We start from the raw sequence: 14,379 nt of genomic DNA on the forward strand, positions 1-14,379 counted from the left end.
GGCCATGATCGTTCGCGACATGCTCCCCGAGGAGGCCGCCGAGGTCGGAGAGCTGCGGGTCGCCGCCTACCGGGCCGAGGACCTGCTCTCCGTGCACCCGCCCTACGCCGAGGTGCTGCGCCGCCTCGGGACGGGCGGCAAGGGCGAGATCCTGGTGGCCGCCGGCCCCGGCGGGGCGCCCGCGCTGCTCGGCACCGTCATGATCGAGCCCTGGACGCCCGGCAGCGAGGTCGCCCGCGGAGCGCACGAGGCGGAGGTCCGCGCCCTGGCGGTCTCCCCGGAGGCCCGCGGCCGCGGCGTCGCGCGGGCCCTCATGGCCGAGCTGGAGAAGCGCGCCGCCGCCCGCGGCGCCGACCGGGTCGTGCTCTCCACCCAGCCCGCGATGGCGGCGGCGCAGCGCCTCTACGCCTCCCTCGGCTTCACCCGCCTGCCGGATCGGGACTGGAGCCCGGTCCCCGGCTTCACCCTGCTGGCCTACGGCAAAGACCTCTGACCGCCCCGCGCCACCGGCACGGGGCGGCCGGATCCGAGCGGATCACCCGAACAGTTCGTCCGCGGTGTCGACGGTGGGGGCCCGGCGGATCCAGGTCTCCAGGATTTTGCGGTCGGCGCAGGAGGTGATGTGCTTGCGGGCCTGTTCGCCGACGGGGATGCCGCGTGCCTCCAAGAACGCGATGATGGCGCGCGCCTCACCCTCGGTGAGGCCTCTTCCGTGGTGCCTGCGGGCGAATTCGGTCCTGAAGGTGCTTCCGCTCTCCGCCATCAGCGCCTCTCAGTCGAACAGTTCGTCCGCGGTGTCGATGGTGGCGGCCCGGCGGATCCAGGTCTCCAGGGCCGTGCGGTCGGTGCAGGAGGTGATGCGCTTGCGGGCCTGTTCGCCGACGGGGATGCCGCGTGCCTCCAGGACCACGATGACGGCGCGCGCCTCGCCTTCGGTGAGGCCCTCGGCGCGGCCTTCGGCGCGGCCTCTTCCGTGGTGCCTGCGGGCGAATTCGGTCTTGAGGGCGCTTCCGCTCTCTGCCATCAGTGCCTCCCAGTGGGTCCGGGCCGCCGCCGAGAACTCGGCGAGCACGTAGTCATGGTAAACGGCGAAGCGATCGTCGGACACGGAACGCAGCGCCTCGGCGAAGGCGCGGAGCGTCTTCTCCTGATTCTCCTGATCGGAGCCGTGCGCGAGGGCCGAGAGGGCGGCCAGCTCCGGGTCGGCGCGGGCCTCCTCGGCCGAGGTGACCACCGGTATCTCGGCGGGGCCGAGGACGATGGGGCGCAGTACCCACTCCGGGTGCCCGATGTCGATCGGGGAGCGGGCCCAGCGGGCGGTCCGCTCGGTCCAGCAGATCACCAGGAGGAGCGCCGGGCATTCCAGCCGGGCCCGCACCGTGGCGAGGTAGACCGGCCAGCTGAACCTCTTGCGCTCGTCCCGGCCGCGCTGGACCTCCACCACGATGCCGAACCTGTTCTCCCCGGAGCCGTCCGCGAGGGCGACCACGGTGTCTCCCCGGTACTCCTTCGGCTGGAGGTCGTTGCAGTCGGACGAGGCGGCTCTCGCGGAGGCGTACTCCGGAAGCGGGTGGTCGAATACGGATTCGAGGAGGAAGGGGGCGAGTTCCGGCCGGTTCCGGAAGAACTCGGTCCGGAGCTCGTGCTCAGGGCTGGGCATGCTGGGACGGTAGCGGCGAAGTCTCCGCAACCGGGGGAGAAGCAGGGAAAACCGCGTCTGCTGGAATTCCAGGTCGCGGAGGGGTCAGCCGGCGGCGAGGCGCTCGGCCGCGGCGGCGGTGCGGGCGATCTCGGCGGCGACCAGGCGCGGGGCGTCGGCCATCGGGATGTGGCCGCAGCCGAGCAGGGTGACCAGGCGGGCGTGCGGGATGCGGCGCAGCGCGCGCGGTGCGCCGGACGGGGGGAGGAGCCGGTCGCGGTCGCCCCAGGCGATGGTCACCGGGCAGGGGACCGGGGAGCCGAACCGGTAGGACGCGATCCGCGGGACCAGCCGGACGAACGGGGAGTCCGCGCTGACCAGGGTCGCGTCGAAGGCGAGGTGCGCGGCGGCGGGGGAGGCCGGGTCGCCGCGCAGCACCCGGCGGGCGATGGCGCGGGCCGGCGGGCTGGTCGCGGCGGCCACCCGGACCGGCTCGGGGACCCGGCCGGCCGCGCGGGCGCCCGCGGCCAGCAGCCGCAGCCCGGCGTGCGTGGCGGCCGGGGCGAACCCGGCGGGGGAGAAGGCGGTGACCGAGGCGGCGAACCCGCGCGCGCCCAGCTCCAGCGCGAGCGCCCCGCCCAGCGAGTTGCCGGCCAGGTGCGGCCGCTCGAAGCCGAGCTCGGAGCAGATCCGCTGCACCGTGTCGGCCAGCGAGGCGACGTCGTAGCGGGCGCCGGGCGGCGGGGCGTCGGAGGCGCCGAACCCGGGCAGGTCCGGTGCGAGCAGCCGGTGCGCCCCGGCCAGCTCCCGCATCACCGGGTACCAGGTCTGCCGCCGGTGCCCCAGGCCGTGCAGCAGCACCACCGGGGTGCCCGATCCGGCGAGGTCGTAGACGACCGCCCCGCGGCCCTCCGGCGCGGGGACGGCCGCCCTTCTCCGGCGGCGGGTCGGCGTCGGCGCGCTCACCTCGGTCCTCCCCGGGGTCGTTCGCGGTCCGGTCGGGACAACGGTACCGGCCGCCCGGGAAGCGTCCGCGGCCGGAGCCCTTCCCGCGCCGGTGCCGGGGGCTCCGATGGCCGGTGCGGGCAGGGCGCCGCCTTCTCCGCGGACGGAGGCGGAACGGCGCCCGTCCCGGTGGAGCCCCCTCCGGCGATCTCATGGCGGGCGCTCCGCGGCCGCCGCCCCCAGGCCTCCGCGCCGGCCGGGAGGGCGGCGGCTCGGGCAGGGGCGGCCCGCCGGCCGGAGCGGCTCGGCGGGCCCGGGGCCCTGTCCGGAGGGGAGCAGCCGGACCGCGCGGGTCAGGCGGGCAGGCCCAGCTCCCGGGCGATGAGCATCTTCTGCACCTCGGAGGTGCCCTCGCCGATCTCCAGGATCTTGGCGTCCCGGTAGAACCGGCCGACCGGGTACTCGTTCATGAACCCGTAGCCGCCGAAGACCTGGGTGGCGTCCCGGCTGTTGTCCATGGCGGCGTTGGACGCCACCAGCTTGGCGATCGCCGCCTCCTTCTTGAACGGCTCCCCGGCCAGCATCCGGGCGGCGGCGTCGTAGTAGGCCAGCCGGGCGGTGTGCGTGCGGGCCTCCATCTCCGCGATCTTGAACTGGATCGCCTGGTAGCCGCCGATCGCGGAGCCGAACGCCTCGCGCTCGGCCGCGTAGCGCAGGCTCTCGTCCACGCAGCCCTGGGCCAGTCCGACGGAGAGCGCGGCGATGGCGATCCGGCCCTCGTCCAGGATGCGCAGGAACTGGGCGTAGCCGCGCCCGCGCTCGCCGACCAGGTTGGCCTCGGGCACCCGGACGTCGTCGAAGGAGAGCTCGCGGGTGTCCGAGGCGTTCCAGCCGACCTTGGAGTACTTCCTGCCGACGGTGAAGCCGGGGGTGCCGGAGGGGATGAGGATCGCGGAGATCTCCGGGCGGCCGTCCGGGCGCTCCCCGGTCACCGCGGTCACCGTCACCAGTGAGGTGATGTCGGTTCCGGAGTTGGTGATGAAGCACTTCGACCCGTTCACCACCCACGCGCCGCCCTCCAGCCGGGCGGTGGTCCGGGTGGCGCCCGCGTCGGAGCCGCCGCCCGGCTCGGTCAGGCCGAAGGCGCCCAGCGCCTCGCCCGAGCAGAGCCGGGGCAGCCAGGTCTTCTTCTGCTCCTCCGAACCGAACCGGTGGATCGGCATGGCGCCCAGCGACACCCCGGCCTCCAGGGTGATCGCCACCGAGGAATCGACCCGGGCCAGCTCCTCCAGGGCCAGGCAGAGTGCGAAGTAGTCGCCGCCCATGCCGCCGTGCTCCTCCGGGAACGGCAGCCCGAACAGGCCCATCCGGCCCATCTTGGCGACGATGTCGTAGGGGAACTCCCCGCGCTCGTAGAGGTCGCCGATGACCGGCGCCACCTCCTCGCGGGCGAACGCCTCGACGGTGGCCCGCAGCTCCTCGTGCTCGGCGGACAGGGCGGTGGATCGGGTCATCGCGGTCATTCCTGCTCCTCGGCGGGTTCGTCCGGTGCGGGCTGGTCGGGGGCGGCGGATCCGGCGCCGCCCGGCGGGGCCGGGGCGGGGGTGTCCGCGCCGGCGGGGGCGATGGTGGCCAGGACCGCGTCCATGGCCACCGCGTCTCCGGGGCGCACCGCCAGGTGGGCGACGGTCCCGTCGACGGGGGAGGCGACCGAGTGCTCCATCTTCATCGCCTCGACGACGACGACCGGCGCCCCGGCCCGGACCTCGTCGCCGACCGCGACCGGCACCGCGAGCACGGTCCCGGGCATCGGGCTGCGCAGCGGCCCGTCGTCGGCGGCGGCCGGGCCGCGCATCGGGGCCACCGACGGGGCGTCGGAGAACGACCAGGCCGCGCCGGCCAGGCCGAGCCAGAGCTCGCCGCCGCGGGCGGCCCGGGCGTAGCGCTCGGTGCGCCCGGCCAGGGCCACGGTCAGGGTGCGGCCGTCGGCGGAGCGCGCGGCGGAGGCCTCGGCCGGCTCCGCCCCCTCGACCCGGACCCGGTAGCGCCGGGCGCCGCCGGCAGCCGCACCGGGCTCGGCCGGGCCGAGCCGGTGCACGTCCACCGCGACCGGGTCCCGGCCCGGCGCCCGCAGCCGCCAGGTGGTCCACTCCCGGCCGCCGACCCGCCACCCGCTGGGCACCTCGAACGGGTCGGCTCCGGCGCCCTCCGGCTCCAGGCCCAGCTGGTGGTCGAGGGCGGCCGCGGCGTACACCTCCTCGGGCACCGCGCGCTCCGGGGAGGGGACCAGCTCCGGCCGGACCTGCTCGGTCAGGTCGGTGCTCAGGTCGCCGGCGGCGACCGCCGGGTGCGCCAGCAGCCGGCGCAGGAACGCGACGTTGGTGCCGCAGCCGAGCAGGGTGTAGCCGGACAGCGCGGCCGAGGCCCGGTGCAGCGCGGAGGCCCGGTCCGGCGCCCAGGCGACCACCTTGGCGAGCATCGGGTCGTAGGCGGAGGTGACCTCGGTGCCCTCGTCCAGCCCGGAGTCGACCCGGACGTGCTCGCCGGCCGGCTCGTCCAAGCGCAGCACGGTCCCGCCGGTGGGCAGGAAGTCGCGGGCGGGGTCCTCGGCGTAGACCCGGCACTCCACCGCGTGCCCGGTCAGCTCCACGTCGGCCTGGCCGAACGGCAGCGGCTCGCCCTGCGCCACCCGGAGCTGGAGCTCGACCAGGTCGATGCCGCGCCGCCCGCGGATCGCGACGGCCTCCTCGGTGACCGGGTGCTCGACCTGGAGCCGGGTGTTCATCTCCAGGAACGCGTACTCCGGGGCGGAGCCGCCGGGCCCGCCCTGCACGATGAACTCCACCGTGCCCGCGCCCACGTACCCGCAGGCCTTGGCCGCGGCGACCGCGGCCTCGCCCATCGCGGCGCGCAGCGCGGGGTCGACCAGCGGGGACGGCGCCTCCTCCACGATCTTCTGGTGCCGCCGCTGCAGGCTGCACTCGCGCTCGCCCAGGTGCAGCACGGTGCCGTGGCCGTCCGCCAGGACCTGCACCTCGATGTGGCGGGGCCGCTCGACGTACCGCTCGACCAGCAGCGTCGCGTCGCCGAAGGCGGCCCGGGCCTCGCGGCGCGCGGCCGCGGCGGCGCCGGCCAGCTCCTCGGGGGAGCGGACCAGCCGCATGCCCTTGCCGCCGCCGCCCGCCGACGGCTTGATCAGCAGCGGGTATCCGGCCTTGCCGGCGGCGGCGGCGAGGGCGGCGTCGTCCAGCGGCGCGCCGGGCTCCTCGGCGAAGCCGGGCAGCAGCGGCACCCCGGCCGCGGCGACCGCGGCCTTGGCCCGGATCTTGTCGCCCATGGCCTCGATGGCCTCCGGCGGCGGGCCGACGAACACCAGGCCCGCCGCGGCGCACTCGCGGGCGAAGCCGGCGTTCTCGGAGAGGAACCCGTAGCCGGGGTGGACCATGGAGGCGCCGGCGGCGCGCGCGGCCCCGACGATCGCCGGGCCGTTCAGGTAGCTGTCGGCCAGTGCGGCGCCGCCGAGGCGGACGGCGGTGTCGGCCTCCCGGACGTGCCGGGCGCCGGCGTCGCCGTCGCCGTGCACCGCCACCGACCGCATGCCGAGCCGGCGCAGCGTGCGCATGATCCGCACCGCGATCTCGCCCCGGTTGGCGACCAGTACCGCGGGGGGCTCGCCGGTGCGGCAGCCGGGGGCCTGCTCTCGGGGGCCCGTCGTCGTCATCGTCAACCTCTCATCCGGCACGGTGGCTCACATCCTGAAGACGCCGTAGCCCACGGGCTCCAGCGGTGCGCGGCGGGCGGCCGACAGGCCCAGGCCGAGCACGGTGCGGGTGTCCGCGGGGTCGATCACGCCGTCGTCCCACAGCCGGGCGGTGGAGTAGTAGGGCTCGCCCTGCTCCTCGTACTGCTCGCGGACGGGCGCCTTGAAGCGCTCCTCCGCCTCGGCGGCCCACTCCTCGCCGCGGGCGGCCATCTGGTCGCGGCGGACCGTGGACAGCACCGAGGCGGCCTGCTCGCCGCCCATCACCGAGATCCGGGCGTTGGGCCACATCCACAGGAACCGGGGCGAGTAGGCGCGGCCGCACATGCTGTAGTTGCCGGCGCCGAAGGAGCCGCCGATGACCACGGTGAACTTGGGGACCCGGGCGCAGGAGACCGCGGTGACCATCTTCGCGCCGTGCTTGGCGATGCCGCCGGCCTCGTAGTCGCGGCCGACCATGAACCCGGAGATGTTCTGCAGGAACACCAGCGGGATGGAGCGGCGGTCGCACAGCTCGATGAAGTGCGCGCCCTTCATCGCCGACTCGGCGAACAGGATGCCGTTGTTGGCGACGATCCCGACCGGGTGGCCGTGCAGGTGCGCGAAGCCGGTCACCAGGGTGGAGCCGTACTCGGCCTTGAACTCGGTGAACTCGCTGGCGTCGACGATGCGGCCGATCACCTCGCGCACGTCGTAGGGGGTGCGGGTGTCGGTCGGCACGATGCCGTACAGCTCGTCGGGGTCGAGCGCGGGCGGCCGGGACTCGCGCCGCTCCCAGGCGGGCTCCGGGCGCGGGCCCAGGGTGCCGGCGATGCCGCGGACGATGGACAGCGCGTGCGCGTCGTCGTCGGCGAGGTGGTCGGTGACCCCGGAGACGCGCGCGTGCAGGTCGCCGCCGCCCAGCTCCTCGGCGGTGACCACCTCGCCGGTGGCAGCCTTCACCAGCGGCGGCCCGCCGAGGAAGATGGTGCCCTGCTCGCGGACGATGACCGCCTCGTCGCTCATCGCCGGGACGTAGGCGCCGCCGGCGGTGCACGAGCCCAGTACCGCGGCCAGCTGCGGGATGCCCAGCCGGGACATGGTGGCCTGGTTGTAGAAGATCCGGCCGAAGTGCTCGCGGTCCGGGAACACCTCGTCCTGCATGGGCAGGAACGCGCCGCCGGAGTCCACCAGGTAGACGCAGGGCAGCCGGTTGTGCAGCGCCACCTCCTGGGCGCGCAGGTGCTTCTTCACCGTCATCGGGTAGTAGGTGCCGCCCTTGACGGTGGCGTCGTTGGCGACGATGACGGCCTCGCGTCCGGCGATCCGGCCCACGCCGGTGATGATGCCCGCCGCGGGGGCGTCGCCGCCGTCCTCGCCGTACAGGCCCCAGGCGGCGAGCGGGGACAGCTCCAGGAACGGCGACCCGGGGTCGAGGACGGCCCGGACCCGGTCCCGGGGGAGGAGCTTGCCGCGTTCGACGTGGCGGATGCGGGTCTTCTCCGGGCCGCCGAGTGAGGCCGCGGCGATCCGCTCCCGCAGCCGGGCGGCGAGGGCCCTGTTGGCCTCGGCGTTCGCGGTGAACGCGGCGCCGCCGGTGTCGACCGCGGAGGAGAGCGCGGGTGCCCTGCTCATCGATTCCCCTCTTGGTTAATGACCGCTAACATGGCTGATGTTAATGATGATTAACATCGGTGTCCAGGGTCACATCGGCCGGGGCGGTGCGGTTCCGCGCCGGTGCCCCGCGGCGGGGTGCGGACCGGCGGAGGCCGGGGAGGACGAGGGGAGCGCCGATGGCCAACCGGGCCGCCGGAGCGCGCCGCGCGGAGATCCTGCGCGCGGCGGCCGAACTGTTCGCGGCGCGCGGCTACCACGGCGCCTCGATCGAGGAGCTGGGGCGGGCGGTGGGCACCAGCGGCCCCGCGCTCTACCGGCACTTCCCGGGCAAGGAGGCGCTGCTCGGCGCGATGCTGCTGGAGATCAGCGAGCGGCTGGCCGCGCAGGGCGCCGAGCTGGCCGCCGCGGCCGCGGGCCCCGGGGCCGCGCTGGACGCCCTGCTCCGCGGGCACATCGACTTCGCGCTGAACGAGCCGGCCCTGATCACCGTGCACGACCGGGAACTCGGCAACGTCCCCGAGCCGGACCGCCGCCGGATCCGCAGCCTGCAGCGCGGCTACACCGAGCGGTGGGTCGCGGTCCTGGCCGAGCTGCGCCCCGGCGTCCCCGCGGAGACCCTGCGGGCCGGCGTGCACGCGGTCTTCGGGCTGCTCAACTCCACCCCGCACAGCGCGGGCCGGCTCGCCCCGGAGCGGATGTCGGCCCTGCTGTTCCGGATGGGGCGGGCCGCCCTGCTCTCCTCCGCGGAGGACGCCCCCGCCGGCTGAGCGCGCCCGGGGGCGGCGCGCCGGCGCGCCGCCCCCGGGGAAAGGCCGGCGGCCGGCCCGCGCACCGCGGGCCGGCCGCCGGGTCCGGTTCTCGGGTCAGCCCCGCCCGGGAGCCGCCGGAGCGGACTCCACGTCCAGGAGCTTCTTCTCCGCGGCCAGGTCGCAGAGGCGCTCGACCTCGGCGTCCACGCTCGCGGCCGGGGCCGCCTGCGGGTTGCCGGGCAGGGCCTCGGCGGCCTCGCCGGGGGCCCCGGGCACCGGCGCCCCCTCTTCCGCGGGGGCCTCTGCGGGGGCTTCCGCAGGGGCCTCCCCGGGCGCTTCGCCGATCCCCTCGGGAAGCTCCGCGGGGGCCTCCCCGGGGGCCTCGGGCAGCTGCCCCTCCGGGGGCTGCGGCTCGGGGTCCTGGGCGCCGGCCACCGGGTTCTCCGGCGGGCTCGCCGCGGACTCGCCGCTCCCCTGGGAGGCGCTCCCAGCGGCCTCGCAGACGGCGGCGATGGCCTCGCGCAGTTCGGGGTCGGGCGGCGCGGCGGCCGCCGCGGAGGAGGCGAACCCCGCTCCGACGAGACCACCGGTCATGAGGACGACGGCCGCCGCCTTGCTGGCACGGTGCATGGTCTTTCCTTCCTCGGGTCGACGACGTCTCGCCCGGTCTCGGGGCCCGGCGTTCACGGGGACGACGGGAGCCCGAGCCGTCGATCACGCTCTGACCAACAAGCGTAACTATCTGTGATTTCTTTAAGGGTCAGCGCCACACGGGCGCCGGGTATCGGAATCCGGGCGGAAGGCAAATCCCCGGCCAAAGGAGGGCCTGGACCGGGCGCGTCCCCCGGGGTCCCGGCCCTGCCCGGCGCTACGTTTGGGGCGAGGCGGACCGGGCAGCCCGTCCCTGAACCAGGGGCCGCCGCGTCGGCGCCTGCCGCCGGGCGGAGGCCGGGGCGGTGCCGGGGCGGCCGAAGGGGGAGGTACGACCATGGCGCGTCCCAATGCGGCACGTCCGAGAATCGTGGTGATCGGCGCCGGGTTCGCCGGCCTGCACACGCTGCGCAGGCTGGAGCGGCGCGTCCCGCGCGGAGCGGCCGAGATCGTCCTCGTCGCTCCCAACGACTACATGCTCTACAGCCCGCTGCTCCCGCAGGTGGCGTCCGGGCTGCTCACCCCGCAGTCGGTGGCGGTGTCGCTGAACAGGGTGCTGCGCCGGACCCGGATGGTCCCCGGAACCGCGGTGGGGGTGGACACCGAGGAGCGGGTGGTGGTGATCGAGAAGATCAACGGCGAGTTCACCCACCAGCGCTACGACCGCCTGGTGCTGGCGCCCGGCAGCCTCACCCGGGCCTTCGACATCCCGGGGCTGCGCGACCACGCCTTCGGCAACAAGAACCTCGCCGAGGCGGTGGTCCTCCGCGACCACGTGCTGGCCCAGCTGGAACTGGCCAACGCCAGCCACGACCCGGTGGAGCGCGAGGAGCGCTGCCGGTTCATCGTGGTGGGCGGCGGCTACAGCGGCACCGAGACGGCGGCCGCGCTGGAGCGGCTCACCCAGGACATGGCGCGCCGCTACCCGGAGCTGCGCCCGCTGATCAGCTGGCACCTGGTCGACGTCGCCCCGCACATCCTGCCCGAGCTCGGCCCCAAGCTCGGCGACGAGGCGCTGGACCTGCTGCGCGGCATGGGAATCGAGATCAAGCTGGGGGTCTCGGTCAAGGAGGCCACCGAGACCCGGGTGACGCTGACCGACGGCCGGGTGCTGCCCTGCCGCACCCTCATCTGGACCGCGGGGACCACGCCCAGCCCGCTGATGGGCGCGCTCGGCGGCGAGGTGGACCGGGGCAGGCTGGTGGTCGGCCCGGACATGGCCGCGCCCGGCCTGCCCGGGGTCTTCGCGCTGGGCGACGGCGCGGCCGTCCCCGACCTGTCCCGGGAGGAGGGGAGGTACTGCCCGCCCACCGCGCAGTACGCGCAGCGGCAGGGCGCCGTCGCCGCGGACAACGTCGTCTCCTCGCTGCTGGGCCGGCCGCTGCGCGAGTTCCACCACAAGGACCTGGGGCTGGTCGTCGACCTGAGCGGCAAGGACGCGCTGGCCCGGCCGCTGGGGTACGAGCTGACCGGCCTGCCGGCGCTCGGCGTGACCCGCGCCTACCACCTGATGGCGGTCCCCTCCGCGCCGTCCCGGGCCCGGGTGCTGGCCAACTGGGCGATCGACACCCTGCTCGGCGGGGAGGTCGCCCGCCTCGGCTTCCACCACGGCAAGCCGTCGGCCTTCGTCGACATGGAACAGGACCACTACCTGGCGGCCGACGCGGTCAAGAAGGAGGCCGCCCGGCTGACCCGGGGCGAGTGAAAGCCCGGCGGGAAGGCGGTACCCGAGACCGCCCCTGACCGGAGGCCGGCTCCGCGCTGCCGCACGGACATGGGTCCCCGTCCGCACCGGAGCCGGCCCTGCGGCGGCCCCGACGCACGTGCTCCGCGGGCGGGGCCGGAGCGCCGGGAGCGGAGGAGGGAGGGGCGGCCCGGACAGGCCGCCCCTCCCTCCTTCCCCGCGCCGCGGGACTCAGCCGGCGATCTCGTAGCCGGCCTCGTCGATCGCGGCCCTGAGCCGCTCGCCCGGGATCGGCTCGCTGCTCGCGATGTCCACCCGGCCGCTGCCGAGGTCGACGTCGACGGAGGTGACCCCGGGGATCTCCGAGACCTCCTCCTTCACCGAGCGGACGCAGTGCTCGCAGGTCATGCCGGTGACCGTGATGGTGGTGGCTGCCACTGGCGGCCTCCCTTTCCGTTGCCGTCTGCCTGGTATCGGGGCCCTTCGATCAGGAGCGCACCAGGCGCGCGATCGCCTCGGAGGCCTCGCGCACCTTCTCCTCGGCCTCCTCGCCGCCGCTGGCGACGGCGTGCCCGACACAGTGCTTGAGGTGCTCGTCGAGCATGGAGAGGGCGAAAGAGCGCAGCGCCTTGTTCACCGCGGCGGTCTGGGTGAGGATGTCGATGCAGTACTCGTCCTCCTCGACCATCCGCTGCAGACCCCGGACCTGGCCTTCGATCCTGCGCAGCCGGTTGATGTGGCTCTGCTTGTCGTCGTGGTAGCCGTAGGTCGCCATCCGGGTGCTCCCCTGGTCTTCTGGTTCCGCAGCCATCAATATACCCCCTGCCGGTATTCAACCACCGGCGGTTCGCCGGGATTCCCGGCGAACCGCCGGGCACGCGGAAGAGGGGCGCCCCGCGGACGGGGCACCCCTCGAGTATCGGGGCAGAACGGGCCGGGCGGAACAGAGCGGCCGCGCGGCCGCTACCGCTCCGGCGCGCGCTGGCCGTAGCCGCCGATCCGCGCGCCGACCTCGGCCATCTCCTCGGCGGACAGCGCCCGGAAGGGGCGGCCCGCGCCCAGTACGCGCAGTGACACCTCGCACAGCCACTCCAGGTGCCGCGCGCGCTCCAGGGCCTGGCCCAGGTCGGCGCCGACGGTCACCGCGCCGTGGTTGCCCAGCAGGCAGCCGCCGGCCCCCTCCAGCGCGCCGGCCGCGGCCTCCGCCAGTTCGGCGGAGCCGTAGGGGGCGTAGCCGACCACCGGCACCCGGCCGCCGAACAGCGCCAGGTAGTAGTGGACCGGGGGGACCTCCTCCACCAGCACCGACAGGGCCACGGCGGAGGGGGAGTGGGTGTGCACCACCGCGCGGGCCGGGGTCCGGGCGTAGACCTCCAGGTGCATGCCCATCTCGCTGGTCGGCGCCAGCGGCGCGTCCACCGCCGCCCCGTCCGGCCGGTGCAGGCCGACCAGGTCCGGGGTCATCGCCGCGTAGTCCAGGCCGCTGGGGGTGACGGCGACCAGCGCGTCCTCCCCGCCGCCGGTGCGCACGCTCACATTGCCCGCGGTCCCGACCACCAGCCCCTCGGCCACCAGTGTCCGGGCCGCGTCCACCACCGCCCGGCGCTCCCGCCCGCACCGCATCGGCGCCTCCGTCTCTTCCGTCTCTTCCGGCTCCTCCGGCGCGGCGCCGGCGCGCCGGGCCGCTCCGCCTCCTCCCGCTCCGCTCACCGGGCGCCTCCGGCCCACAGCGGGCGCACCGCCTCCAGGTGCTCGCGGTAGCGGAGGTAGCCCTCCTCGTACAGCCGGACCGACTCCGGGTCGGGGGCGGCGGTGCGCGGCGTCCGGGTCCAGGCCTCCTCGTCGGCCGGCCCGCCGATGGCGTCCAGGCCCGCCAGCACCGCGCCGCGCGCCCCCACCTGGGCGCCGGCCTTCACGGTCACCGGTACGCCCATCACCCCGGAGAACACCTCGACCCACTGCGGGCTGCGCGATCCGCCGCCGCACAGCACCAGCTCGCCGTCGAGCCCGGCCGCCTCCAGGCAGTGCCGGGCGGCGTAGGCGATGCCCTCGCACAGCGCCCGCACCACGTCGGCGGGCCCGTGGTGCAGGCTGAGCCCGCCGATCTCGCCCCGGGCGAACGGGTCCACGAACGGGGCGCGCTCCCCGGAAGGGGCCAGGTAGGGCAGCATGTGCACGCCCCGGGCCCCCGGCGGGGACGCGGCCAGCAGCCCCTCCAGGTCGCCGATGCTCCGCCCGGTGGTGCGCAGCGCCCAGTCCAGGCCGGCGGTGCCGACCATCGCGGGCATCGCCCGCAGGAAGGCGCCGCCGCCGGTGGCCAGGGACATGCCCGAGGGCTCCCCGGCGGTCTGCGGCTTCTCCCGGGCCACCTGGCAGGCCAGCGTGGTGCCGATGATGACCATCCCGTCGCCGGGCCGCCGCACGCCGGAGCCGCGGGCGCAGGCGGGCAGGTCGAACGGGCCGGAGGTGACCGGGGTGCCCGCGGGCAGCCCGACGGCCTCGGCGCCGGCCGCGGTCAGCGGGGCGGCGGGCGGCCCGTCGTGCACCGGGGCGAGCAGGCCGGCGCGGTGCTCCAGGCCGGTGGCGCGCAGCGCCGCGGAGCTGTAGCCCTCCGGCCCGCCGCCGAACGGGAGCGAGGCGTCGGAGGGGTCGGTGGCGCGCACTCCGGTGAGCCGCTGGAAGACCATGTCCTTGCAGTAGCCGGCGGTCGCCGCCCGGTCCAGCTCGCCGGGGTCCTCGGCGTCCAGCCAGGCCAGCAGGGCGGCCGGGGCGCCGGGGAAGAGGGTGTTGCCGGTGGCGCGGAACACCTCGCCGGGGACGCCGGAGGCCTCCCAGCGCCGGATCAGGCCGGCGGCCCGGCCGTCCATCCAGGACAGCGCGGTCCGGGTGGGGCGCCCCCGGTCGTCCAGGAGCCACAGCCCGTCGCCCTGCCCGGTCAGCGCGAGCAGCAGGACCGGTTCGCCCAGCCGGGCCGCGAGCCGCCCGACCACGGTGCCGACCGAGGCGAACACCTCGTCGGCGTCCTGCTCCACCCGCCCGGGGGCGGGGTGCAGCAGCCGGGTGGCGACCGACTCGGTGCCGGCCTCGCGCCCGTCGGCGTCGAAGGCGACCGCCTTGGTCAGGGAGGTGCCGATGTCCACTCCGATGTACATGCGCGGCGCCTCCGCTCTCAGGGCCGCCGGCCGGAGCGGCCGCGGGGGAGCGGGGGAACGGGGGTCCGGGGGTGCGCCATCGAGCCTCCTCAGCCTCCCGCCGGGCCGGTGCTACCCGGCGGGCGGCTCGGGGGAGCGCCCGCGGGACGCGCGGAACGGTGGGGAGGCGACATGGGAAACCACGCGGGAGCGTGGATTTAACA

14 protein-coding genes are annotated in these 14,379 nt (G+C 75.9%); 3 read left to right on the forward strand and 11 right to left on the reverse strand.

Annotated elements, in window-relative coordinates:
• Positions 1 to 4: 4 nt before the first annotated feature.
• The gene (locus J0910_RS10985) at positions 5 to 493 is read left to right on the forward strand and encodes a GNAT family N-acetyltransferase (protein WP_420158399.1); all 489 of its coding nucleotides are present in this window, start codon (positions 5 to 7) and stop codon (positions 491 to 493) included.
• 42 nt (positions 494 to 535) lie between these two features.
• Here J0910_RS10985 and J0910_RS10990 read toward each other — a convergent pair whose 3' ends face one another.
• The 6 genes from J0910_RS10990 to J0910_RS11015 all read right to left on the reverse strand — a co-directional run bounded on the left by J0910_RS10990 (position 536) and on the right by J0910_RS11015 (position 7,958).
• Positions 536 to 667: a hypothetical protein gene (locus tag J0910_RS10990; RefSeq protein WP_420158400.1), complete on the reverse strand. Its 132-nt coding sequence runs from the start codon at positions 665 to 667 to the stop codon at positions 536 to 538.
• 105 nt (positions 668 to 772) lie between these two features.
• A complete protein-coding gene (locus tag J0910_RS10995; RefSeq protein ID WP_420158401.1) occupies positions 773 to 1,660 on the reverse strand; it encodes a hypothetical protein in 888 nt (295 codons plus the stop codon).
• Between the two features lie 84 nt (positions 1,661 to 1,744).
• Complete coding sequence (locus J0910_RS11000; protein ID WP_420158402.1) at positions 1,745 to 2,605, reverse strand: alpha/beta fold hydrolase; 861 nt, start codon at positions 2,603 to 2,605, stop codon at positions 1,745 to 1,747.
• A gap of 332 nt (positions 2,606 to 2,937) precedes the next feature.
• Positions 2,938 to 4,107 (reverse strand): acyl-CoA dehydrogenase family protein, encoded by a 1,170-nt coding sequence (locus J0910_RS11005; protein ID WP_420158403.1) that lies wholly within the window; start codon positions 4,105 to 4,107, stop codon positions 2,938 to 2,940.
• Entirely contained in the window at positions 4,104 to 6,305 is a 2,202-nt protein-coding gene (locus J0910_RS11010) for an ATP-binding protein (RefSeq protein ID WP_420158404.1), read from the reverse strand. Before J0910_RS11010 ends, J0910_RS11005 begins: the two co-directional genes overlap by 4 nt.
• Before the next feature lie 27 nt (positions 6,306 to 6,332).
• Positions 6,333 to 7,958: a carboxyl transferase domain-containing protein gene (locus J0910_RS11015; protein WP_420158405.1), complete on the reverse strand. Its 1,626-nt coding sequence runs from the start codon at positions 7,956 to 7,958 to the stop codon at positions 6,333 to 6,335.
• Between the two features lie 158 nt (positions 7,959 to 8,116).
• Here J0910_RS11015 and J0910_RS11020 point away from each other — a divergent pair, with 158 nt between their 5' ends.
• Positions 8,117 to 8,707: an SACE_7040 family transcriptional regulator gene (locus J0910_RS11020; RefSeq protein WP_420158406.1), complete on the forward strand. Its 591-nt coding sequence runs from the start codon at positions 8,117 to 8,119 to the stop codon at positions 8,705 to 8,707.
• Positions 8,708 to 8,803: 96 nt separating this feature from the next.
• On the opposite strand, the gene J0910_RS11025 is transcribed toward J0910_RS11020, so the two are convergent.
• Positions 8,804 to 9,319, reverse strand: coding sequence for a hypothetical protein (locus J0910_RS11025; protein ID WP_420158407.1), 516 nt, complete (start codon positions 9,317 to 9,319; stop codon positions 8,804 to 8,806).
• A 358-nt stretch (positions 9,320 to 9,677) separates the two neighbouring features.
• Between J0910_RS11025 and J0910_RS11030 the strand changes: the two genes are divergently transcribed.
• Positions 9,678 to 11,045, forward strand: a complete 1,368-nt coding sequence (locus J0910_RS11030) for an NAD(P)/FAD-dependent oxidoreductase (protein WP_420158408.1) — start codon at positions 9,678 to 9,680, stop codon at positions 11,043 to 11,045.
• A gap of 210 nt (positions 11,046 to 11,255) precedes the next feature.
• On the opposite strand, the gene J0910_RS11035 is transcribed toward J0910_RS11030, so the two are convergent.
• The 4 genes from J0910_RS11035 to J0910_RS11050 form a co-directional block, all read right to left on the reverse strand.
• A complete protein-coding gene (locus J0910_RS11035; protein ID WP_420158409.1) occupies positions 11,256 to 11,462 on the reverse strand; it encodes a heavy-metal-associated domain-containing protein in 207 nt (68 codons plus the stop codon).
• Between the two features lie 49 nt (positions 11,463 to 11,511).
• Positions 11,512 to 11,799 (reverse strand): metal-sensitive transcriptional regulator, encoded by a 288-nt coding sequence (locus J0910_RS11040; RefSeq protein WP_420161955.1) that lies wholly within the window; start codon positions 11,797 to 11,799, stop codon positions 11,512 to 11,514.
• 188 nt (positions 11,800 to 11,987) lie between these two features.
• Entirely contained in the window at positions 11,988 to 12,647 is a 660-nt protein-coding gene (locus tag J0910_RS11045; RefSeq protein ID WP_420158410.1) for a class II aldolase/adducin family protein, read from the reverse strand.
• 83 nt (positions 12,648 to 12,730) lie between these two features.
• Complete coding sequence (locus tag J0910_RS11050; RefSeq protein WP_420158411.1) at positions 12,731 to 14,176, reverse strand: FGGY family carbohydrate kinase; 1,446 nt, start codon at positions 14,174 to 14,176, stop codon at positions 12,731 to 12,733.
• Positions 14,177 to 14,379: the final 203 nt, after the last annotated feature.

Source organism: Nocardiopsis oceanisediminis, from assembly GCF_048595525.1.
Taxonomy (GTDB): Bacteria; Actinomycetota; Actinomycetes; order Streptosporangiales; family Streptosporangiaceae; genus Nocardiopsis_A; species Nocardiopsis_A oceanisediminis.

Coding starts and splice junctions, on each gene's coding strand:
- J0910_RS10985 (WP_420158399.1), top strand. CDS start 5: ATGATCGTTCGCGACATGCTCCCCGAGGAGGCCGCCGAGGTCGGAGAG.
- J0910_RS10995 (WP_420158401.1), bottom strand. CDS start 1,660: ATGCCCAGCCCTGAGCACGAGCTCCGGACCGAGTTCTTCCGGAACCGG.
- J0910_RS11005 (WP_420158403.1), bottom strand. CDS start 4,107: ATGACCGCGATGACCCGATCCACCGCCCTGTCCGCCGAGCACGAGGAG.
- J0910_RS11010 (WP_420158404.1), bottom strand. CDS start 6,305: ATGACGACGACGGGCCCCCGAGAGCAGGCCCCCGGCTGCCGCACCGGC.
- J0910_RS11015 (WP_420158405.1), bottom strand. CDS start 7,958: ATGAGCAGGGCACCCGCGCTCTCCTCCGCGGTCGACACCGGCGGCGCC.
- J0910_RS11020 (WP_420158406.1), top strand. CDS start 8,117: ATGGCCAACCGGGCCGCCGGAGCGCGCCGCGCGGAGATCCTGCGCGCG.
- J0910_RS11025 (WP_420158407.1), bottom strand. CDS start 9,319: ATGCACCGTGCCAGCAAGGCGGCGGCCGTCGTCCTCATGACCGGTGGT.
- J0910_RS11030 (WP_420158408.1), top strand. CDS start 9,678: ATGGCGCGTCCCAATGCGGCACGTCCGAGAATCGTGGTGATCGGCGCC.
- J0910_RS11040 (WP_420161955.1), bottom strand. CDS start 11,799: ATGGCGACCTACGGCTACCACGACGACAAGCAGAGCCACATCAACCGG.
- J0910_RS11045 (WP_420158410.1), bottom strand. CDS start 12,647: ATGCGGTGCGGGCGGGAGCGCCGGGCGGTGGTGGACGCGGCCCGGACA.
- J0910_RS11050 (WP_420158411.1), bottom strand. CDS start 14,176: ATGTACATCGGAGTGGACATCGGCACCTCCCTGACCAAGGCGGTCGCC.